This is a genomic window from Gardnerella sp. Marseille-Q9691 (assembly GCF_046507715.1).
Classification (GTDB): Bacteria; Actinomycetota; Actinomycetes; order Actinomycetales; family Bifidobacteriaceae; genus Bifidobacterium; species Bifidobacterium greenwoodii.
Window position 1 is genome coordinate 110,120 of the sequence record NZ_JBKFXI010000002.1, and the last position, 20,433, is coordinate 130,552.

Genomic DNA, 20,433 nt, shown 5'->3' on the forward strand with positions numbered 1-20,433 from the left:
TTATTCGCTGGACTTAATTATTCGCAAATTTAATTATCAACGAAACTTAATTATTCGCAATCGGCACAGCAAAACTAACTGTAGTCCCCTGCCCCGGCCTGCTCCACAATGTAATATTTCCGTGATGCGTAAGTGCCACATGCTTAGCAATTGCAAGCCCCAAGCCAACGCCATCCTGACTTTTATTATTCTGATTTTGCGCGCGGTAAAAACGCTCAAAAATGCGCGACTGATCTTCTAAATCAATGCCAACGCCCCTATCAACCACGCGAATTACAGCGTAACGACCATCCGAAGAAGGCGCGGCAGATATTGAAACCGTAGCATTTTCCGGCGAATACGTAATCGCGTTTTCAATCAACTTACAAATCGCGGCTTTAATCTGATCTCCGTCACCGCGCACGCGCAAAGAAGAATCGGCCTTTATCTTAAGCAAAACGCCGCAATTCTGAGCAAAAGAGTCAGTCTGATTTTTAACCGACTCAAGCAAATCTGCAACCGACAGCAATTTAGACGCATTTACGTCAATAGGATTTTGCGCACGAACAAGCCACAGTAAATCTTCAAGCATGTGCTCTAGTTTTGTGGAAGATTTATTTGCGATTTTCGCTATTTCCTTAACTTTTTGCGTAGAAACGTTATCTTCCTGCAAAACTTTAGTAAGTTGAGTTAAGCTGCGCGTGGAATTTATTAGCTGATCAGAAACGTTTGCAATAAAGTCGTCTCGAGTTTGCGCAAAACGATGAGCCGCACTCGTGTCCTCAATAATCAACACAACCATACCGCCGCCAACGCTACCTACCGTAATATTTAGCCAGTTTGGGCGCGAAATCGTAGTAGATTCTTCGGAATTATCCGCAATTTTATAACGCTCCGGAGTTGAAGTAACCAAAGAAAGACGCTCAAATCCACCGGAAGCGCGAACGGAATTAACCGCTTGAAGCACGCGCGGCTGGCAGAGTGAATCGTCAATAACAACGCCCAGCAAATAAGCTTCGGAACTTGCGCGAATAACGTCATTTTCGGAGTCGATTACAACAGTCGGCATGTTCAGCATTGCTAAAACTTGAGACGCGTCCGAACTTAAGTCGTCTAAATCGGCAAGATTTTCGGATTCGCGGCCTGAGTTGAGATTTGAGTTGAGATTTGAATCTAAATCGGAATCGAAATCTGAATCGAAAGAATCGTAAGCAGGAGCAGAAGTTAAGCCGCGCGCAATATTAAATCTTTTAAACGCGCGCACCAAAAAACGCCACAACGGCGAGAACCAATCCAGCGCAAAAACGCATAACGCAAGCACAACGCAAAGCGAGAGCACGCCAAACGCAATAAACACTACGGCTGAAGAATCAGGCATACTATTATAATCTCATATTTTGCGCACTTTGGTAACTTCCGCAAATAAAAAGCAGCATAAACTTTACAGCGCTGTAGAGTTTTGGTCGCTTCGTTACTAGCGTCGTCTATAATTAGAAAGGATGCACACATAAAGCTTATTGCAACAACGAAAGGATGCACCATGCGAGTGATTTTCAACGAAGAAATGAAGGCCGTATCTGCAAACCTCGAACGCATGGCGGAACTTGTGTCGAAAGCTATGAACGACGCGGGAAGCGCGCTTGTGAATGCGGATTTGGAATCTGCGCAAACAGTTATTGACAAAGACGCGGATTTGGACGCTTTGGAAGCCAGCACTATTGATCAGTGCTTAACTTTGCTCGCGCGCCAAAACCCTGTTGCAACGGACTTGCGCGAAGTTGTGGCTACTATGCGTTTGGCGGCAACTTTCGAGCGCATGGGCGATTTAACTAGTCATATTGCGCAAATCACTAGGCGAACTTGGCCAGAGTCCGCTATTCCGCAAGAAGCGCGCGAAACAATTATTGCGATGATTGACTTTTTGCACGAGCTTTCAGGGCGATTAACTACCATGGTTGCTAATCGCGACGTAAAAATGGCGGAAACCATTATTGCTGGAGATGACGCGTTAGACAAGCTGCATGAGGAGATTTTTGCGCTTGTTGAAGGTGAAAATTGGCACGGCACGCGCAGGCAGCTGATTGACGTTGTGCTGCTGAGCCGCTTTATTGAGCGCATTGGCGACCACAGCGTTGCTGTTGCAAGGCAGATTGTGTTTATTGTTTCGGGATTTGATCCAACAAAGAAGCCTGAGCCAGATAAAGACACTGTGATTGCGTAGTGCTGATTTTGGCGCGTTGAGCGTGCGTTAAGTTGTGCGTTAAGTGACGAGTTGAGCGTGCGTTGAGTGGCGCGGATTAAGCTGTGAATATAAGCAGCGTATATTAACTATGCAAGATTAATATTTATACAATGCAATACCACTATATTTAGTAGCAGCCCCAATCCCCTATATCTAAAAACTAAATTATTATTCATTCAATACTTATTAGGGGGGGGGGGCGTATAAAAATTCCTAGAATATTGCGGATACGCTCAATCGTAAATAAAAAAGAAACGGGTGAATTTGCAATACGCAACAAATTCACCCGATAGAGAAATTAGAAAGAAGATATTTATAAGTATACGATGCCATTTAATATTACGCAAGTACTTTTATAATATTTTCTTAAATTTTCTTTTTAATTTTTCGCTAAGTATTAACTAAGCCTTCCTAAGTCTTAACTAAGCTCGACTTAAGCTCGACTTAAGCTCACTTCTGGCCCTGAGCAGCCACAGCGGCAGCGCCGGCAGCAGCAGCTTCTGGATCCAAATACTCACCGCGAGGCTTGATTGGCTTGAAGTTTTCATCCAATTCGTAAAGCAGCGGAATAGCGGTTGGAATATTCACCTTGGAAATCTCTTCCTCGCTCAAACCGTCGAGCATCTTAACGATTGCGCGCAAGCTGTTGCCGTGAGCTGCAATCATTACAGTCTTGCCAGACTTAAGCTCAGGAATAATATCCGACTCCCAGTAAGGAGTTACGCGAGTTACAACGTTTGCCAAAGCCTCAGTTTCTGGAACTGGATCGCCTGCGTAACGAGGATCGTTAGTCTGAGAATACTCGTCGTTTGGATCGATCTCAGGAGGTGGAGTTGCGTAAGAACGACGCCAAATCATGAACTTTTCATCGCCATATTCCTGACGAATCTCAGACTTGTTCTTGCCTTGCAAAGCGCCATAGTGACGCTCGTTCAAACGCCAGCTGCGGCGAACTGGAATCCAAAGGCGGTCGGCGGCATCAAGCGCGTAATTCGCGGTGTTGATAGCGCGACGAAGCAAAGAAGTGAACACGATGTCTGGAAGAACGTTCTTCTCCTTAAGAAGCTCGCCACCATGCTTAGCTTCCTCAACACCCTGCTCAGTCAGCGGTACATCAACCCAACCAGTGAACTGATTGGTCTTATTCCATGCGCTCTGACCATGTCGGAGCAATACTAATTTGTATGTCATAATTGCCTAGTTTATTCACGCCTTACGACGACAGACCTAAACGCTCCAAATGTGAGAAAAGTCGCGCGCGTTTGGAGCGATACACCACACCAAACCCTCCAAACGCGAGACGATGCTCTCATGTTTGGAGCACTACGCAGCAACCTCATCGCATACAAAAAAGCCGCCGAATGCTAAACAACATCCAACGGCTTTATATCCCTTAAAATTTACCAACTAGCGAAGAGGCTTCACAAGTGGGAATGTAATCGTCTCGCGAATAGTAGCGCCCGTAAGAGCAATCAGCAAGCGATCAATACCCATGCCCATGCCGCCAGCAGGAGGCATACCAACGCCTAGAGCCTCAATGAAGTCCTCGTCAATATCCATAGCCTCAACATCGCCAGCCAAAGCATCCTTAGCCTGAGCCACAAAACGCTCGCGCTGCACAACAGGATCGTTAAGCTCGGAATAGCCGGTTGCAAGCTCAAAGCCGCGCACGTACAAATCCCACTTTTCAACCATGCCAGGCTTCGTGCGGTGACCCTTAACAAGCGGGCTGGTCTCAACCGGGAAGTCGCGCACAAAGGTTGGCTCGTAAAGCTTATCCTCGTAGAAGTGCTCCCACAAGTGCTCAACCAACTTGCCGTGATTCTCCACGTCGTCGCGCTCAACGCCAAGCTTGTCTGCAATCGCACCCAAATGCTCAACGGAAGTTTCCGGCGTAATCTCCTCGCCCAAAGCTTCGGAAAGCGAGCCGTACATTGTAATCTGCTTCCACTCTCCGCCAAAATCGTACTCTTCGCCGTTAAGCAAAGTCACCTTGGTAGAGCCGAAAGCGTCGATAGCAGCCTTCTGAATCAGCTCCTTAGTAAGAGCGCCAATCGTATCATAAGTGCCGTAAGCCTGGTAGGCTTCGAGCATTGTAAACTCTGGGGCGTGAGTTGCGTCCACGCCTTCGTTTCTAAAGTCGCGGTTGATTTCAAACACGCGGTCAATGCCACCAACCAAGCAGCGCTTCAAGAAAAGTTCTGGAGCAATACGCAAATAAAGATCAATGTCAAAAGCGTTCATATGAGTTGTGAACGGACGAGCAGCAGCGCCGCCGTGAACCGTCTGCAACATTGGGGTTTCAACTTCCAAGAAGTCGTGAGCGTCAAAAGTGCGGCGAAGAGAAGCCACAGCGTGAGAACGCCTGCGAACCATATCGCGAATCTTCTCGTCCGCAATCATGCCAATATAAGGCTTGCGCGTGCGAGTATCGTCGCTTAATTCCTTGTGCAAAGCCGGAAGCGGCTGCAAAGCCTTAGCTGCAATCGCCCACTCGGTTGCAAATACAGAAAGCTCACCGGTCTTAGACGAAATCACGCGACCGCGAACGTAAAGGTGGTCGCCCAAATCAACCATCTGCTTAAAGCTTTTAATGGACTCCTCACCAATTTCCTTCTTGGAAACCATGGCCTGAATCGTAGTGCCGTCACCGGCAGAAAGCTTAACGAAGCACAAGCCGCCAGCGTTACGCAAGAAAAGCACGCGACCTGCAATACCAACCTCGGTATCGGTTTCTTCGCCGGCTTCAAGTTTGCCGTCGAACTGCTTACGAACCTGCTCGATAGTATCCGTAACGTTAAGATGCACCGGGTAAGGCTGCACGCCTTCCTTAAGAAGCATCGCACGCTTAGCAACGCGCATCTGCACCTGCTCCGGGTGCGCAAGCGGGCCAAACTCTTTATTGCTTGGGTCGATTGCTTCGTCCAGAGTTGCGCCTTCGTTTACGCGCTTGGCGATTGCCTCGTCTTGCGCGAGCAGCATTTCGGCGTGCTCAACGGTGTCGATTTCGTTGGCGATATCTGTGGTGGTATCTGTTGCTTCGTTTTCTGCGGCGTTTTGCGCGGCAGACATTGCAGTATTGGTGTCAGTCATAAACGCTTATTGTAGCCAGTAGGTAATACAGATGTAAGCGTTTTGAGTAGGTTTTATTGTGCTATTATCTTGATTCGACCGACCATTTTTGCAGAAAACGCGCGTTTTTGTAGAAATATTTATATTTTTCTGTTTTCGAAAGAAAAATGCTTTTTTAGTAAAAATTTTTATTATTTTATTAAGATATACAAAATTATTTACGAAAAGTAGGATAATTTTGCAAATATTGCGGTGTGCTCGTTGCGTGCGCAGGGCGAATGCATAGTGAATGCAGCCGCAAAATGACACAAGCGAATTTTTATAAAAATTTTTTATAAAATTTTTCGAAAAACCGAGAGAGATGCTTTGAAGCGACACACATTGCCGATTTGTAGAAAGTTTACGCTAGTATAACCAAGTTGTCGAAGTGTTGCGAAACGTGCGTGAAGCGCGAAGTGCGTGACGTACGAAAATACGAGACGTGTGCGGCGCAAGTAATCGCAAAGCTGTTTCTTAATCAGCACAATCGACATCGGGCTGTAGCGCAGTTTGGTAGCGCGCTTCGTTCGGGACGAAGAGGCCGCGGGTTCAAATCCCGCCAGCCCGACTTTTGATTTTTGAAACATCTGCCGGAAATTAGCCGGAAATTTGCAGGCAAATATAGGGGCCTATGACCAATATTCCGAAAGAATGCGAATATTTAGTCTATAGTTCAATTCAAAAATTCTATTCTACTTATGAGTAAATTACTTCTGATATTTCAAATCAAAAAGCATATTTCTTGGATTTTTAGGCAAAGATACAAAACCAAGTTTTTTATACCATTCTATAAGATCATCATTTAGCGCTTGCGTATACAAAAACCTGCAACCAATGTTAACAGAATGCTCGCGCGCTCTTTGTATTGCCTCTTTAACAAGCAAACTTCCTTGTGCTTGTCCTTGATATTCCTTATTTACTGCTAATCTTCCCAAAAGCACGCATGGGATATTGCCAGATAAGTTAGTATCATTCTTTGTTTGCTGAGGTATTACACAATGCTGTAAATAGTACGACGATAAAGTAAAAATGCCGATTATTGTATCATTATCGTCTAATGCAACATGCACAGCGCAGCTACTTTCTTCTTGCTGTTCAAGCGCGTCACGATGCACCCACATGTCGAGTTCAGGTTCGTCACAATGAAACGAATCTAAATCTATCGAATAGTCAAGATTGATTATATGAGTCCACAGTTTCACTGGCATTATTTTCCTGCAATCAGATTCTCGAGGAATTTTGCATCTTCGCTACTGATAAATGTTCGCTTTGACACATCTGCAAGATTAGGCACAGGCGCTGCAGACTTAATTTCATTTGCTTGAACCATCGAGTAAAACTCAAGCATACTATCAGTGGTAATAGTATCGTTCAAGTTAGCTTTTGACCATGGTTCTTCTTCATGGCTCATCTGCTCAAGCATGTCACCTAAATGCTCATCATCTTTATTGTCATACAAGCTGAGAACGCGATCAATAACAGAACGATCTTCTCGAGACACTTTTCTACTTTCGCCATCAGGTATTTCCCTAGGGAAAATATAGCGGCGTCCCTTGCAATATGTTGTAAAAATATCTTTTACTACTGGCCCATGCTTCCAAGCTATAATTGGGTCATCAAAAAGTGGTCTATCTTGAGCTACAAGCATCCATGCTTGAACATAATATAAAAGCTTTTGCAGCGCGAAAGTCGTCGTCATATGATTACGTGCTTCGCGGTGCTCAAGTATATACTTGGCTACATCTATCGCTCTAGTCATTGTAATCATCCTCTTTTTTCTTATTACCCTTCATTTCTTATCGTATCAGACAGTATGCAAATTTTGCATACTGATTAATCTGCAAGCATTAACGCAATTAGTCATAAGACATGGAAGACTGTTTACAACGTGTGAAAAATACGTAAAGCTAGCACGCAGGAGCGCGCATAGGCGACATAAACTACTCGCGACTGAGTCATTTTGGTAGTAATCGCGCGCGTAGACGCACTCTAAGCGAGCTGCTCATCTGCTTCTCGCCGACAATCTGCTACTCTTCAACAAGCTGCTTCTCGTCGCGCTTCTTCCTCATCTTATATCCAACAATAAAGCCGATAAGCAGCATAATCAGCCACGAAATAATCAATCCAGCAATTAAGCCACCATTCCACAACCAGGAATAGTTACCACTTTTACAAGGCGTAGCTTTATTTTCTGATTTTCTTGTCGATTTATTGGATTTGCGCGAATTTGCGTCAGATGGCGAAGTTGGGCACACGCATTTGCAAGTTCCGTCGCTGCCATTTAACTGCTTTTGCGCGCCGGAATTGGCGTTATTAGTGCGATTAGTGAGATTATTACGATTACGATTGGCCACCCCACGACGAAGCGCGTTATTTTCTGCATCATCGTTTTGAATTGATTGAAGCGGATTCTGTGGCGCGTTTTGAGGCGCGTTATCAAGCGGATTAAATGGATTTGAATCCGGGTTCGAATCCGGAGTCAAATCCGGGTTAATATTCAAATCTGGATTCGGCGTCGGGGTCGGAGAAGGCTGCGGGCCAGGCTGCGGACCCGGTTGCGGCTGCGGCTGAGGCTGTGGCTGCGGCTCCGGCTGCGGCTGCGGCTCCGGCGTTGGCGGAGTTGGCGGAGTTGGCGGAACAGGCGGCTTTGGCTTTGGCTTGTGCTTCACATCAGCCGTAAAAGTGATGTCAAAAAGCGAATGTATAACCGCATCTTTAATATCTTTATCTTGGATACTCGAAGGATTTGCACGACCTTTAAGCACATCATTACTTACGTTTACCTTTACATTTCCATTAAATCCTGCATTCTTAATGAAAATTCGTTTTTTATTTACAAAATTAACATCGTCAAATATTGGCGTTAAGAGTTGTTGCCACTTAACAGTGTCCCCATCAACAATGCCAAGAGATTTCTTAATCTCATCAAAAGTCATGACTGATTTATAGCGAGAATTATCAGCTTCTTTAAGAAGATTTTTCAACGCATCAATCTTACTATTCTTAGATTCGCGAATAAGTTTAGCAGTGTAAGTTAAACCAAGATCTTCCGCCTGCAAGGCTAGTTTTTCTTTATCAGCATCTTTGTCAGCAGGTTTACCGCTTAGTTGAAGATCTTTACTAGGAGTGTATTTATGCGTGCAATTCACAAACTCTGTATTCTTACTTAACGTATGATTCTTATCTAACGTATGACTTTCACCTAACGTATGACTTTCACCTTGCAATGCGTCAGCTATGCAAGTAATCGTATTATTAGCATCTTTAGAATCCCCAACTTTGCTGTTAAACGTAACTTTAATATAATCGCGAACCCAACGAATGTAGCCAGTCTTCGACTCATAATCATTAGCTACCAAATCAATATTTTCCCCAGGTTTAACAGCAGATTTACCCTTGGATTTACGCCATATGCCATCAGGAAAAATGGAAGTATTTTTATTATTAGCATCCGTAGGCAACGTAAGATCTCTTAGTCCAGAATTTTTAAACATGTCGGAAGTTGCAGAACAAGGATCTTCCTTTCCATGTTTAACTGACCCTTGTGGGAACTTCCACTTACTTAAATCTAAAGACTTAACTCCGCTTCTCAAAAACATTGCAGACATATCTATAACGCTACTTGTGTTCCAGTTGTCAATGCCCGCAATAGTTTTCAAACTTTGAGTATTGTAAAACATGCCGTACATAGTCTTAACGCTGCTAGTATTCCATTTTTCAACACCCGCAACAGCTTCCAAACTTTGATTGTTTGCAAACACTAAAGACATATCTCTAACGCTTTTAGTATCCCAGTTATCTAAACCTGTTACACTAGTGAGGTTAATATCGTTTTGGAATAATTGACTGATATCTGCTAAAGTACCAGAATTTGCTTTAAACAACTTGGCACTAGTTAAACTATTGCACTCATAGAACATCGCCCAAGCATTTTTAATCTTAACGTTTTTCCAACCACTTAAATCAATGTTTTTAAGTTTTTTATCATTCGCAAACATAAAACTGGTATTAGTAATGCTGCTCATATCCCAATTCGTAATTCCATCAACAGTTTCAAGGTTTGTGCATTCTGCGAACATTGATTGTAATGAGTTGTCTTTGATATCATCCGCAAATTTTATATGATCCAAACCAACTACTTTTTGGAGACCAGCGTATCCTTGGAACATACTTTCTGCGCAATCTAATGTCATATCTTCATCTATGATAATAGTCTTTATTTGATCCTTAAGAGCATCAAAGCCAGGTCCACTATAATTTCCATCCGAAGTTCCGAAAATACTATCGAACTTACCCGAACCCGTACCATATCCAGTATTCCCACCATAAACAGGCTTCTTTGGATCAATAGGTTTCAGATGTATCGTATCCCACGTACCAGCAATAATAAGCCACTTAAGATTACGACCAGGTAGTTTAATCCATTCTTTGTCATCTGCATCATCAGCAGACCGAGTTGAACTACTAGAAGTACTTGAAGCCGAAGCCCTACCCGAACCCGCACCAGCCGAACGAGCGGCACTTTTTGAGGCTTTGGTAGCAGACGCGCCGGAAATCGCGGAAGAAGTGCGCGATGTGCCAATCATACCGACTGCGCTTGTGATTGTTGGCAACGTCATTGTTACTGACGCAATCACAGACGCGCAGATGGCCACAATTTTATAAATCCCGCTTTTATTCTTCACGCTCTTCTTGCTCATTTATCTTCCTGTTCAATCAGCGAAAATGCATACTCCTAATATCTATGCTAGCCAGTAAAAAAAAAACGGAAGAGCAGCGCAAAAATAAGTTAGCGCGCGCAGATTGCATACTGCACCAGTGTCTCATTTCATTAGTTTTCGGACACTAGCGCAGAAGCGAGCGCGACATAAACCACTAACAGACGAGCAGTTTTGGTCGGGTCTCGGCTGTAAAGCGGCAGTTTCTTTACATGACTGTAAAGTTGAAGTCGATTGATTGTGAACAAGCGCAATAGCAAGGGGGCTTTGATGGAGAACGCTGCGCAATTTTATAACGAGCTTGACGAAATGTTTGCGAATCACGCGGGCGCTGACGCGATCGAGACGTATCTTTTGCGAAAACTTGCCGAAGCCAATCCCCTGCAGCTTTCAGTTCTCAACGAACTCATGGGATTTTATAGATCGCGCGGAGAGCACGCAAAAAACAAGCCAATCATTGATAAGGCGCTAGATTTGGCAAAAAAGATGGATTTAGCAGGCACCGAAGCCGGCACAACTACGCTAATTAACGCCGCCACAAGCCTTCGCGCGGCAGGCAGCTACGATCGCGCCGAAAAAATTTACACTCAAGCTCTTAACGAATCCACCGAAACGCTCGGCGCTAAAAACCGCAAGCTTGCCGCGCTTCACAACAATCTTTCGATGCTTTACAGCGAAACCGGTCGCACTCATGATGCAATTGAGGAGCTCAATCATGCGCTTGAAATTTTGCAAAATACGAGCACGGATCCTGAGCGCGACATCGATATTGCCGCCACGCACACGAATCTTGCGCTTGCAATGTTGCAGGAGTGCTCACAGGAGTGCTCGCACCCTAACACCAGCACAAACAGCAAATCCGCAACTCTTGACTCCGCTTTTGAACACGCTTCGACCAGCGTTCGCATGTACGTCGCGGGGAATAACGAAAATCAGCCGCACTACGCTTCTGCATTGGCAGGTTTTGCGCAAGTACAGTGCGCGCGCGGCGAGTACGCTCAGGCTGAGGAAAGTTACAGTAAGGCACTTGATTTGATTGCGAGATGCTACGGAAAAGATAGCGAATCTTACGCGATTACGGCAGAAAATTTGCGGCAGGCGCGCGAGTTGGCAGAAAAAGTTACGAAAGAATCTACAGAAATTCAAGAATCAGCAAACCAAGATATAACAGAACAACACTCAACGAACTCACACGCAGCAAACCAGAACGCAGCAAACCATAATATAAAAACTGGCATGCAATTAGCGCAATCATATTGGCAAACTTACGGAAAACCGTTACTTGATCAGCCAAAATTTGCGAAATACAAAAACCGCATAGCTGCAGGATTAGTTGGTCATGGATCGGAATGTTACGGTTTTGACGACGAGATTTCGCGCGATCACGATTTTGGACCAGGATTCTGCTTATGGCTTACCGACGAAGATTACGCGGAAATCGGCGCGGATTTGCAGACTGCTTACGACGCACTTCCGCGAAAATACGCCGGTTTTGGCTCTCGCAACGAAACACCGCGCGCTAAATCATGCGAAAGCAGCAAGCGCGTCGGAGTGTTCAGCATAAGCGAATTTTTCGAAAATCTAACCGGCTTCCCCACCGCTCCAAGCCAAAACGAGCCACACTTATGGCTATCGCTAAGCGAGTCAACGCTTGCAGCAGCAACGAATGGCAAAATTTTCGCGGATCCTCTTGGAGAGTTCTCAAAGGCGCGCCAAAACTTCAAGCTCATGCCGGACGACGTGCGAATCTCACTAATCTCGCGCAGACTTGGCATGATGGCTCAAGCAGGTCAATACAATGTTCCACGAATGCTAGCACGCAAAGACGCTTCCGCAGCGTGGCTTTCTATCAACGAATTCGTGCGCGCAACCGCTTCACTCGTGTTTTTGCTCAACAATCCCGTAACTGCAGGCTACTTGCCGTACTACAAGTGGCAGTTTGCAGCATTGCGCAAGCTCAGCAATCGCATGGCTTCTAGGCTTCCGGAAGTGTGCAGCAAACTTGAGTCAATAATGCGACTTTCTTCCGCTTCTTGCTTTGGCGGAGACGGCTCCGGCGGAGACGGTTTTGGCGAAGGCGGCAAGGGAGCCGGAATTGCGCAAAAGCAAGTTTCGCAAATAATTGACAGCATTTGCGAGGATATTGTGCGCGAACTGCAATACGAGGGCTTAAGCGATTGCGACGAAACTTTTTTGGAATGGCAACGGCCGTATGTTGAAGCGCATATTAATTCGCGTGCGGCGTGTTTGAGGAGCTTATGATGTGCGATTTATCAGTAAATACGAAAGCGCAGAATACGAAAGAAGAAAAGCTGAAAGCGCAAAATCCGAAAACAGAAAATCTTGCGGAAGAAATCACTAAACTCGAGTGGGATCAGTTCCAGCTTACAGAAAACGAAGGCGGACGCGCGAATTGCCAAGGAAACTGGCCAACTTTTCGCATTATGCGCATGAGTCAATTTTTGGCGTGGCCGCTTGATTTGCAGGAGTCTTATAAACAGGATCTTGAGCGCGCGAATAGCGATGGACGCAATTTGATTACGGAAAAGTATGCGCGAATGATGGAGTCGACTGCGCCGGAAATTTTTGAGCGCACGATTAAGCCTTATATTAAGCCGATTTTGGAGCCTAGAAAAAGCGCGCAGGAGCAGATTATTTTAACGCAAGTCGAGTGGGCTGCGGATTTTCGCAATCGCTACCCGCATTTAGGTCTTGCGATGCGCGTGCTTAAAACTAGCGAGGATACGGCAGAAAATACGTCTTTTGAAACGTATTTGCGAGGCGAATTAAGCACATATTCTGACGCAACTTTCGCAAAATACCAGCGTTTTGTAAATAATTTGCGCACGGAAAATCTAAATCTTACGCAAATGATAATTGCGAATACTGTGCGCATGTATGGCTACGATTCGCTCGAAGCGGCCGAGCGCGCGCAATAAAGTGCTTGAGCGCCGGATTCATTCGTTACGCACGCCAATCACAACCTAGTTTCTAAAGCACCGCCACGCGAACCTGCCCTGCCTTCGTCAATCGAGACGAAGGCAGACCTCGCTTGCGTTGAAAGCAGACTGTGCTTTCAACCCTGAGCAAGCTCGGCGCTCCGAATTGCTTTCGTGCGCTAAATCGCAGCGCTCAAGCAGGTCGTCGCGCACGCGCGCAGCTTAAGAATAAAGCAACGACGCTGCAGAAGCGGCGCGAGAATCACTTTCGAGAAAAAGCGTGGAAGCAGCAGAAAGACCGGCGTGTTGCAAAAACGCGCGGTAAAGCATTACGTCAGGTTTGCGCGAATGCGATTCGTAAGATGCACAAACACCGTTTAACTCACCGAGTATTGGGCAAGTTTTGCGCGCGCAGTTTAACCAATCGCAAGAAGCGTTACCAAGTGCCCACACGCGCACGCCGCTCGCAATCAACTCGCGTGCCACAGCCGAAGCATCCGCGCGCTCGCCAGCAAAACCACGCTCGAAACGCTCAAAATACAAGCGATATAGCCACGTAACTGCCGGTCCGTGATGCTCATCAAACGAATCCATCGCTTGCTTTCTGCTCCACCCAGCCTCGCGCAATGACTCGTGAAACTCAAAACCCCATTCCGGCTCGAAACTAAAGAGCACTTCCCCAATAAAATCCGGATAATCTGCATCCAGAGTGCGGCGCACATCCCAATCTACAAGCAATTGCAAGTCGAAAACAACGTCAGTCATTCCGCGCGAAGCATACTCGCTGATACTATTTTTGCGCACATCACTTATTTCGCGAATATCACAGATACCGCTTGCACTAACTGCTTTTATTTCAGCGCCCATAATTCCCACTTGTGCAATACGTTGCTTTCAAAACAGAAACAACAAAACAAAACAGCACACCAACCAAATACTCACACAGTTGGCGGAATACCGGCACTCATCGACGCATCGCCAACTACGCCAGAACCGTACATTCCTGCAGCAAAACTCGCTTGCAAACTGTTGAGATTGTAGCCAAGCGCCTCAAGCTGCGCGCGACCGTCCTCATTAATGTTTTCAACGCTCCAACGCGGCTTCCACGTCCAGTCAATGCGGAACTCTTCGACCAAGCCTGCGAGCGCATTCGCACACTCATCCTCAATCAATTCAGTTAACGGACATGCAGGAGTAGTAAGCGTCATAGTAATAATTGCGCGCCCAAGCTCGTCAATTTCAATGCCATAAACCAAGCCTAAATCAACCACATCAATGCCAAGCTCAGGATCCACAACATCGTGTAAAGCGTCTAAAATATCATCTTCTGTAACTCGGCCAATGTCATTTGCGCTTAAATTCGCAGGATGCGTTTCATGCGTCACCTCAGATGCCAATTGATTTTCTGCCATAATATTCCTTGCTTTGCTTGTACCAAAGTTCGATTTTACAAGTTGCCAAGAATTTGCGGATTTAAGTTTTGCGAGGCTTTTGCAATGCTGTCTTTTAAGCCTTCCCACGCCAAAAGCGCGCACTTAATTCGCATTGGGTAGCGCGATACGCCTTGCAAAACCATTGCATCTTCCAGCGCATCTTCGTCCTCTTCATTTTCAAAACCTGCGCCGCGAGATTCCATAAGTTTGTGGAAAAGCGCGTCTAATCGCAAGGCTTCGTCAACCGATTTTCCTTCGACTAGATCAACCATCATTGAAAGACTTGCCTGCGAAATCGAGCAGCCATGACCATCCCACTTAATACTTGATACTATTGGGGTTTCATCATTATTTGCGCTGCGCGAAAGCTCCACGCGCATTGTAACTTCGTCGCCGCAAGTTGGATTGAATTGGTGCGATTGACCTAAAGCAGAGTTTTCTCCAGATGCAACAGCGCAACTTTCGTGAGCATTATTTAAGGTAATTTCGGCAGATTTTGTATTTCCTGCAGATTCTTGAGATTCTTCCTGCAATTCCGCTTGTGCGAGCGCGTCCGTAGTTTCGAAATGAGTTTTGCCATGCGGATTTCGCGCAGCATCCAAAATTACTTCTTGGTACATGCTTTCTAAGCCGTCACCAGCCGCATCTGCAAAACCAGCATCTGCATCAAAACCAGCACCAAAACCCATATCAAACATACGCTCTCCTTACCTACTCGCTAACTCGTTGACTCGCCAATTCGCTTGACTAACTCGCTGACTCGCCGATTCGCTCGCTAACAATATTATGCGCCAAAGTAGGCGCGAACGTGTGAGACTGCTTCAACAAGCGCACGAGCCTCATCAATCGTATTGTAAACGCCAACAGAAGCACGATTCGAAGCGTACACGCCAAAATGACGGTGAATCGGCTGAGCACAATGATGCCCGACGCGAATCGCAATGCCCTGCGCGTCCAAAAACTGTCCAACATCGTGCGGATGCACGCCTTCAACTTCAAAAGCAACTGTGCCAATTCGATTCTCTAAATCAGTCGGACCCAAAACGCGAACTCCTGGAACATCCCGTAATTTTAGCAATTCTGCAGCAATTTCCTGCTCATGCTCTGCAACTCGGTTCATGTCCAACGAGCGCAGCCAATCCGCTGCAACTCCTGCCGCAACCATTTGCGCAACAGGCTGAGTTCCAGCCTCAAAGCGGTAAGGCACATCCATGTATTGCGCCGGCTTGTTAAGCCAAGCAAGCTCCACCATTGAGCCGCCAAAATTCGCAGGCGGAAGCGCGTTCAAAAGCTCGCGACGACCATACAAGAATCCAACTCCCGTAGGACCATACATTTTATGCGCACTAAATGCCGCAAAATCAACGTCTAATGCGTGAAAATCAACTGGAATATGCGGAACTGACTGGCATGCGTCAAGCACAAAAATCGCGCCGACTTCGTGAGCGCGCTTGCAAATCGACGAAACGTCCGTAATAGCGCCAGTAACGTTGCTAATATGCGTAACTGCAACGATTTTCGTGCGCTCGTCAATAATTGTTCGCAAATAATCTGCATCCGTGCGCACGCGACCGTCTTCTGTTACATCAATCCAGCGAAGCTCAGCCCCCGTGCGAAGAGCCAGCTCTTGGAATGGAAGCAAAACAGAATGGTGATCCGCGCGAGATACGACTATTACGTCGCCTTCTTGAAGCGCAAAATTTTTGCGGAAATCACTTTTAGAATCAGCCAGATCACTACTGTCTTTTTTGCAGATTTTTGCCTTCGCACTAGCGTTACTAATAGCAGTTGCGAGAAGATTAAGCGCGCCTGTAGCTCCCGAAGTAACAACAATTTCCTCGCTGCCAGCATCTGCGCACGCTCCAACAAGCAACGCAACTTTCGCGCGCGCTTGTTCAAACGCAACCGTCGAAAGTGCAGCCAACTCGTGCGCTCCCCTGTGCACACCAGCGTTAATTGTTTCGTAAAACTCTTTTTCGGCGTCGATTACAACTTGCGGCTTTTGCGAAGTAGCTGCAGAATCCAAGTAAATCAAAGGTTTTCCGTGCACAGTATCGTGAAGCGAAGTGCCGTGAACTGTGCGACTTAAAATCGGAAACTGCGAGCGCAAATCGCTAAATTCTCGCATAATATTTTCTGTAGTCACTGTAGTCATATTAAACCGCTATTTTGACGCTATTCTTACGAATATACAGATAGATTAAACTGTACTTGAACCGCGCTTAAGCCAGTGCCGACTCAGTTGTACCTTCCGGCAAATACTTGTCGTAGCCTTCTTCTTCCAGCTCGTCCGCAAGCTCCGGTCCTGCAGTCTTTACAAAGTGACCTTGCGCAAAAACGTGCACAATATCCGGCTTAATATACTTGAGGATTCGCGTGTAATGCGTGACCATCATAATGCCCAAACCGGTGTTTTCTTTGGCGCGATTCACGCCTTCAGACACAATTCGAAGCGCGTCAACGTCCAAACCAGAATCAGTTTCATCCAAAATCGCAAACTTTGGCTTCAAAAGCTCTAGTTGCAAAACTTCCGCACGCTTCTTTTCACCGCCGGAAAAGCCTTCGTTTACAGAACGCGACGCAAATTTTGGATCCATTCGAAGCTTTTTCATAGCCTCGCTAAGTTCTTTCACCCAGCTTCTTAAAGATGGAGCTTTGCCTTCGACTTCAGTTTTTGCAGTGCGAAGGAAGTTTGTCATAGATACGCCCGGTACCTCTACCGGGTACTGCATTGCAAGGAACAGTCCGGCTTTTGCGCGCTCGTCAGGAGTCATTTTCAAAATATCTTCGCCGTCGAGAAGAACTTGACCCGAATCAACTTCATACTTTGGGTGCCCTGCCAAAGTGTATGCAAGAGTAGACTTTCCAGATCCGTTAGGACCCATAATTGCGTGCGTTTCGCCAGAATTAACTGTAAGATTCACGCCTTTTAAGATTTGCTTGCGACCTTCTTTTGTTTCTACAGAAGCGTACAAATCCTTAATTTCCAAAGTTGACATGTTTTTCTCCTATTCTTCCGTTCTTGCAAGTTAGTTTTGTGCAGGTGAGTCTTGTGCAGGCTCTTTTTTCGCAGGCTCTTCCGTTCTTGCAAGACGGCGCTCAATTGCCTTCATTAAGTGATCAACAATTTCCGGAACGCCAATTTCTTCAATCAGCTCGTTAAAGAATCCACGCACAACAAGCTTTCTGGCTTCAATCTCACTAACTCCGCGCGATTGCAAGTAGAAAAGCTCTTCGTCGTCAAATCTACCGACTGAACTTGCGTGACCGGCACCAATAATATTTCCGTTTTCAATTTCCAAATTCGGCTCAGAATCAGCGATTGCTCCAGGAGTGAGCACCAAATTACGATTCAACTCATACGAATCTGTGCCAGGAGCTTCCGGCTTAATAAGCGCGTTTCCAACCCAAGTTGAATGCGCGCCCTTTCCTTCCAAAGCACCCTTGTACACTACTCGCGACTTGCATTCCGGATAATTGTGCACAACCATCGTGCGATGCTCAACATGCTCGCCCGGATCCACAAAATACATGCCGAGCATGTTCAAATCGCCCTGCTCGCCGCCAAAATCCTGATCCATGCGAATGCGCACAACATCTCCGCCAAGAGTGACCATCGTGTGGCGAAGCGAAGCTCCCTCCCCAACGTGAATACGCTGGTTTCCAACGTGCTTGCTGCCCGAATCCCACTCTTGAATAAATGTAGTAGAAACGTGCGCGTGTTTTCCGAGGATAATTTCCACACCTTCTGCAAGTTTCGCGCAGCCGGTATGTTCGATAATAATGTCAGCATTCGAGCGAGAATCCGCTTCGATTACTAAGTGCAGTGCGTCAAGCGCATTAACATTATTACCCTGAATTTTCAGCACGATTGGCTTTTTAATTTCGCCAGATACGTGAAGCACGCGCGCTTGTTTCGTTGCATTCCACGCAACTGCAGCCGCGCGATCAGAAGGCTTCATTTCGGTGTGAGGAGCCTCGTTTTGCGGCTTTACTTGCAAACTTACGGAACCGTCGCTTCCAACATAAGAATCATCCAAAGCAGCTCCACCAACGCCTTCAAGCGTTACTTGAATGCTATTAGATGGTTCAAAACGCTCGAAAAACTCGGAAATTCGCTCAACTGGAGTGTATCGCCAATCTTCCTGCTTACGCGTTGGAATCGCAAAATCTTCCACGTTGAACGAGCGCACGGATTTGTCTGCGCTAGAAGGCATTGCCGCAGGAACCGCATACGGATCATTAGGATCTGCTACAGGAATAGTAATTTCTTTTTCCGTCATTTTATTGCCTAAATTCTCTTTTAAATCTTCGCTCATCAGCCCACGGATCCTTCCATTTGCAACTCAACTAAGCGATTCAACTCAAGCGCGTACTCCATTGGAAGTTCGCGGCTAATCGGCTCTACGAAGCCGCGAACAATCATGCCCATAGCCTCTTTTTCTTCAAGCCCTCGACTCATCAAGTAGAAAAGCTGATCCTCCGAAACCTTGGAAACAGTGGCCTCGTGAGCCATTGAAACGTCGTCTTCACGCACGTCAACATGCGGATAAGTATCCGACCTCGAAAAATCGTCAACAAGCAAAGCATCGCACACAACAGACGAACTAGAGCCCTTCGCGCCCTTAATAATCTTCACAAGACCGCGGTAAGCTGAACGTCCGCCGCCGCGCGAAATCGACTTAGCAACAATCGTTGAACTCGTGTGCGGAGCCAAATGAATCATTTTTGCACCCGTATCTTGATACTGACCGCGTCCAGCAAAGCTCAAAGACATAGTTTCTGCTTTTGCGTACGGCTCAGCAAGAATGCAAGCAGGATACTTCATAGTAGCTTTGGAGCCGATGTTGCCGTCAACCCACTCCATTGTGCCGCCTTCGCGCACGTAAGCTCGCTGAGTTACCAAGTTATACACGTTATTTGACCAGTTTTGAACGGTTGTGTATCGCACGCGCGCATGCTTTTCCACAACAATTTCAACGTTTGCAGCGTGAAGAGAATCCGTGGAATAAATTGGAGCCGTGCAACCCTCAACATAATGCACGTAAGAGCCTTCGTCTGCAATAATCAACGTGCGCTCAAACTGACCCATGTTCGGCGTATTAATGCGGAAGTAAGCCTGAAGCGGAATATCCACGTGCACGCCTTTTGGAACGTACACGAACGAGCCACCACTCCAAGCCGCTGTGTTAAGAGCCGCAAACTTGTTGTCGTCAACTGGAATCACAGTTGCAAAATACTTTTTTACAAGCTCCGGATACTTTTGCACTGCTGTATCCGTATCAACAAAAATTACCCCTTGCGCAGCCAAGTCTTCGCGAATCGAATTGTAAATAACTTCCGACTCATACTGTGCTGCAACGCCTGAAACTAAGCGCTTTTTCTCAGCTTCCGGAATGCCGAGCCTGTCGTAAGTTTTGCGAATATCTTCTGGCAAATCGTCCCAAGTTTTCGCTTGATCGTGAACCGGACGCACGTAGTATTTAAAATCATCCGCGTCAAAACCGCTTAAATCCACGCCCCAATCCGGCATCGGCTTTTGCAAAAATGCGCGGTAACCTTGCAAACGAAGATTTAGCATCCATTCCGGCTCGTGCTTATCAGCGGAAATTGCACGAACAACCGACTCGTCAATACCCTTCTTCGCAGCCTCGCCTGCAGCATCCGAATCATGCCAACCGTAATTGTAATCGCCAAATTCAGCGACAATCTGCTCGTCTTTACGGATTTTCTCTTCGTTTACGCGAGCGCGATCTGCCACATACTGGCTCATTTCAACGTCTGCAGCTTTATTTTTTGCTGAATTATTGCCATCACTTGCTGCAACGCTTGTATGACTAATATTGCTAGTATCGCTCATACGCTTATAGCACCTCCATGCATAACGCATTGCTACGCTCTTACCTTCGAGCGCAATCGCAAAAGCTATTCCCCAACGCTACTTTTGCATTCTGTCTAGTCTATTTCCTACCTATTCAAGGTTACCGCGTAATGCGATTTCTTGGTATAGC

General features: G+C 46.2%; 16 protein-coding genes and 1 tRNA gene. 4 read left to right on the plus strand and 13 right to left on the minus strand.

From position 1 onward, the window contains the following. Positions 1–46: 46 nt before the first annotated feature. Positions 47–1,357 (minus strand): sensor histidine kinase, encoded by a 1,311-nt coding sequence (locus ACLD6A_RS04015; RefSeq protein WP_410313666.1) that lies wholly within the window; start codon positions 1,355–1,357, stop codon positions 47–49. Positions 1,358–1,519: 162 nt separating this feature from the next. On the opposite strand from ACLD6A_RS04015, the gene phoU reads away from it, so the two are divergent. Next, on the plus strand, positions 1,520–2,200 hold the full coding sequence (gene phoU, locus ACLD6A_RS04020; RefSeq protein WP_410313667.1) for a phosphate signaling complex protein PhoU: 681 nt from the start codon (positions 1,520–1,522) through the stop codon (positions 2,198–2,200). Between the two features lie 471 nt (positions 2,201–2,671). Here phoU and ACLD6A_RS04025 read toward each other — a convergent pair whose 3' ends face one another. Together ACLD6A_RS04025 and lysS are read right to left on the minus strand one after the other, a co-directional pair. Beyond that, entirely contained in the window at positions 2,672–3,412 is a 741-nt protein-coding gene (locus tag ACLD6A_RS04025; protein ID WP_004128801.1) for a phosphoglyceromutase, read from the minus strand. A 216-nt stretch (positions 3,413–3,628) separates the two neighbouring features. Continuing rightward, complete coding sequence (lysS, locus tag ACLD6A_RS04030; protein WP_410313668.1) at positions 3,629–5,314, minus strand: lysine--tRNA ligase; 1,686 nt, start codon at positions 5,312–5,314, stop codon at positions 3,629–3,631. 512 nt (positions 5,315–5,826) lie between these two features. Here lysS and ACLD6A_RS04035 point away from each other — a divergent pair. Then, a tRNA-Pro gene (locus tag ACLD6A_RS04035) sits at positions 5,827–5,900 on the plus strand. A 139-nt stretch (positions 5,901–6,039) separates the two neighbouring features. Here ACLD6A_RS04035 and ACLD6A_RS04040 read toward each other — a convergent pair. The 3 genes from ACLD6A_RS04040 to ACLD6A_RS04050 all read right to left on the minus strand — a co-directional run bounded on the left by ACLD6A_RS04040 (position 6,040) and on the right by ACLD6A_RS04050 (position 10,032). Continuing rightward, positions 6,040–6,540, minus strand: coding sequence for a GNAT family N-acetyltransferase (locus tag ACLD6A_RS04040; RefSeq protein WP_410313669.1), 501 nt, complete (start codon positions 6,538–6,540; stop codon positions 6,040–6,042). Next, positions 6,540–7,091: a Panacea domain-containing protein gene (locus ACLD6A_RS04045; RefSeq protein WP_180964331.1), complete on the minus strand. Its 552-nt coding sequence runs from the start codon at positions 7,089–7,091 to the stop codon at positions 6,540–6,542. The genes ACLD6A_RS04040 and ACLD6A_RS04045 overlap by 1 nt, the downstream gene beginning before the upstream one ends. A 268-nt stretch (positions 7,092–7,359) precedes the next feature. After that, complete coding sequence (locus ACLD6A_RS04050; protein WP_410313670.1) at positions 7,360–10,032, minus strand: BspA family leucine-rich repeat surface protein; 2,673 nt, start codon at positions 10,030–10,032, stop codon at positions 7,360–7,362. Positions 10,033–10,320: 288 nt separating this feature from the next. On the opposite strand from ACLD6A_RS04050, the gene ACLD6A_RS04055 reads away from it, so the two are divergent. Both ACLD6A_RS04055 and ACLD6A_RS04060 read left to right on the plus strand, forming a co-directional pair. Further along, the gene (locus ACLD6A_RS04055) at positions 10,321–12,312 is read left to right on the plus strand and encodes a DUF4037 domain-containing protein (RefSeq protein ID WP_410297436.1); all 1,992 of its coding nucleotides are present in this window, start codon (positions 10,321–10,323) and stop codon (positions 12,310–12,312) included. Further along, positions 12,312–12,989, plus strand: coding sequence for a DUF4125 family protein (locus ACLD6A_RS04060; RefSeq protein WP_064340459.1), 678 nt, complete (start codon positions 12,312–12,314; stop codon positions 12,987–12,989). Before ACLD6A_RS04055 ends, ACLD6A_RS04060 begins: the two co-directional genes overlap by 1 nt. Positions 12,990–13,211: 222 nt before the next feature. On the opposite strand, the gene ACLD6A_RS04065 is transcribed toward ACLD6A_RS04060, so the two are convergent. The 7 genes from ACLD6A_RS04065 to sufB form a co-directional block, all read right to left on the minus strand. Further along, positions 13,212–13,856 carry an HAD family hydrolase gene (locus ACLD6A_RS04065; RefSeq protein WP_180947422.1) on the minus strand — a complete coding sequence of 215 codons (645 nt, stop codon included), beginning with the start codon at positions 13,854–13,856 and terminating at the stop codon, positions 13,212–13,214. 71 nt (positions 13,857–13,927) lie between these two features. Continuing rightward, the gene (locus ACLD6A_RS04070; RefSeq protein ID WP_116971342.1) at positions 13,928–14,401 is read right to left on the minus strand and encodes a metal-sulfur cluster assembly factor; all 474 of its coding nucleotides are present in this window, start codon (positions 14,399–14,401) and stop codon (positions 13,928–13,930) included. A gap of 35 nt (positions 14,402–14,436) precedes the next feature. After that, on the minus strand, positions 14,437–15,120 hold the full coding sequence (sufU, locus tag ACLD6A_RS04075; RefSeq protein ID WP_410313671.1) for a Fe-S cluster assembly sulfur transfer protein SufU: 684 nt from the start codon (positions 15,118–15,120) through the stop codon (positions 14,437–14,439). A gap of 86 nt (positions 15,121–15,206) precedes the next feature. Beyond that, entirely contained in the window at positions 15,207–16,550 is a 1,344-nt protein-coding gene (locus ACLD6A_RS04080; RefSeq protein WP_410294724.1) for a SufS family cysteine desulfurase, read from the minus strand. 94 nt (positions 16,551–16,644) lie between these two features. After that, positions 16,645–17,421 carry a Fe-S cluster assembly ATPase SufC gene (gene sufC, locus ACLD6A_RS04085; RefSeq protein ID WP_004105229.1) on the minus strand — a complete coding sequence of 259 codons (777 nt, stop codon included), beginning with the start codon at positions 17,419–17,421 and terminating at the stop codon, positions 16,645–16,647. 30 nt (positions 17,422–17,451) lie between these two features. After that, positions 17,452–18,741 carry a Fe-S cluster assembly protein SufD gene (sufD, locus tag ACLD6A_RS04090; RefSeq protein WP_004119251.1) on the minus strand — a complete coding sequence of 430 codons (1,290 nt, stop codon included), beginning with the start codon at positions 18,739–18,741 and terminating at the stop codon, positions 17,452–17,454. Further along, positions 18,741–20,282 carry a Fe-S cluster assembly protein SufB gene (gene sufB / locus ACLD6A_RS04095; protein WP_410313672.1) on the minus strand — a complete coding sequence of 514 codons (1,542 nt, stop codon included), beginning with the start codon at positions 20,280–20,282 and terminating at the stop codon, positions 18,741–18,743. Before sufB ends, sufD begins: the two co-directional genes overlap by 1 nt. Between the last annotated feature and the right edge of the window lie 151 nt (positions 20,283–20,433).

Bases quoted from the DNA above. Each gene is read 5' to 3' on its own strand.
- ACLD6A_RS04015 (WP_410313666.1), bottom strand. From the start codon at position 1,357: ATGCCTGATTCTTCAGCCGTAGTGTTTATTGCGTTTGGCGTGCTCTCG.
- phoU (WP_410313667.1), top strand. From the start codon at position 1,520: ATGCGAGTGATTTTCAACGAAGAAATGAAGGCCGTATCTGCAAACCTC.
- ACLD6A_RS04025 (WP_004128801.1), bottom strand. From the start codon at position 3,412: ATGACATACAAATTAGTATTGCTCCGACATGGTCAGAGCGCATGGAAT.
- lysS (WP_410313668.1), bottom strand. From the start codon at position 5,314: ATGACTGACACCAATACTGCAATGTCTGCCGCGCAAAACGCCGCAGAA.
- ACLD6A_RS04040 (WP_410313669.1), bottom strand. From the start codon at position 6,540: ATGCCAGTGAAACTGTGGACTCATATAATCAATCTTGACTATTCGATA.
- ACLD6A_RS04045 (WP_180964331.1), bottom strand. From the start codon at position 7,091: ATGACTAGAGCGATAGATGTAGCCAAGTATATACTTGAGCACCGCGAA.
- ACLD6A_RS04050 (WP_410313670.1), bottom strand. From the start codon at position 10,032: ATGAGCAAGAAGAGCGTGAAGAATAAAAGCGGGATTTATAAAATTGTG.
- ACLD6A_RS04055 (WP_410297436.1), top strand. From the start codon at position 10,321: ATGGAGAACGCTGCGCAATTTTATAACGAGCTTGACGAAATGTTTGCG.
- ACLD6A_RS04060 (WP_064340459.1), top strand. From the start codon at position 12,312: ATGTGCGATTTATCAGTAAATACGAAAGCGCAGAATACGAAAGAAGAA.
- ACLD6A_RS04065 (WP_180947422.1), bottom strand. From the start codon at position 13,856: ATGGGCGCTGAAATAAAAGCAGTTAGTGCAAGCGGTATCTGTGATATT.
- ACLD6A_RS04070 (WP_116971342.1), bottom strand. From the start codon at position 14,401: ATGGCAGAAAATCAATTGGCATCTGAGGTGACGCATGAAACGCATCCT.
- sufU (WP_410313671.1), bottom strand. From the start codon at position 15,120: ATGTTTGATATGGGTTTTGGTGCTGGTTTTGATGCAGATGCTGGTTTT.
- ACLD6A_RS04080 (WP_410294724.1), bottom strand. From the start codon at position 16,550: ATGCGAGAATTTAGCGATTTGCGCTCGCAGTTTCCGATTTTAAGTCGC.
- sufC (WP_004105229.1), bottom strand. From the start codon at position 17,421: ATGTCAACTTTGGAAATTAAGGATTTGTACGCTTCTGTAGAAACAAAA.
- sufD (WP_004119251.1), bottom strand. From the start codon at position 18,741: ATGAGCGAAGATTTAAAAGAGAATTTAGGCAATAAAATGACGGAAAAA.
- sufB (WP_410313672.1), bottom strand. From the start codon at position 20,282: ATGAGCGATACTAGCAATATTAGTCATACAAGCGTTGCAGCAAGTGAT.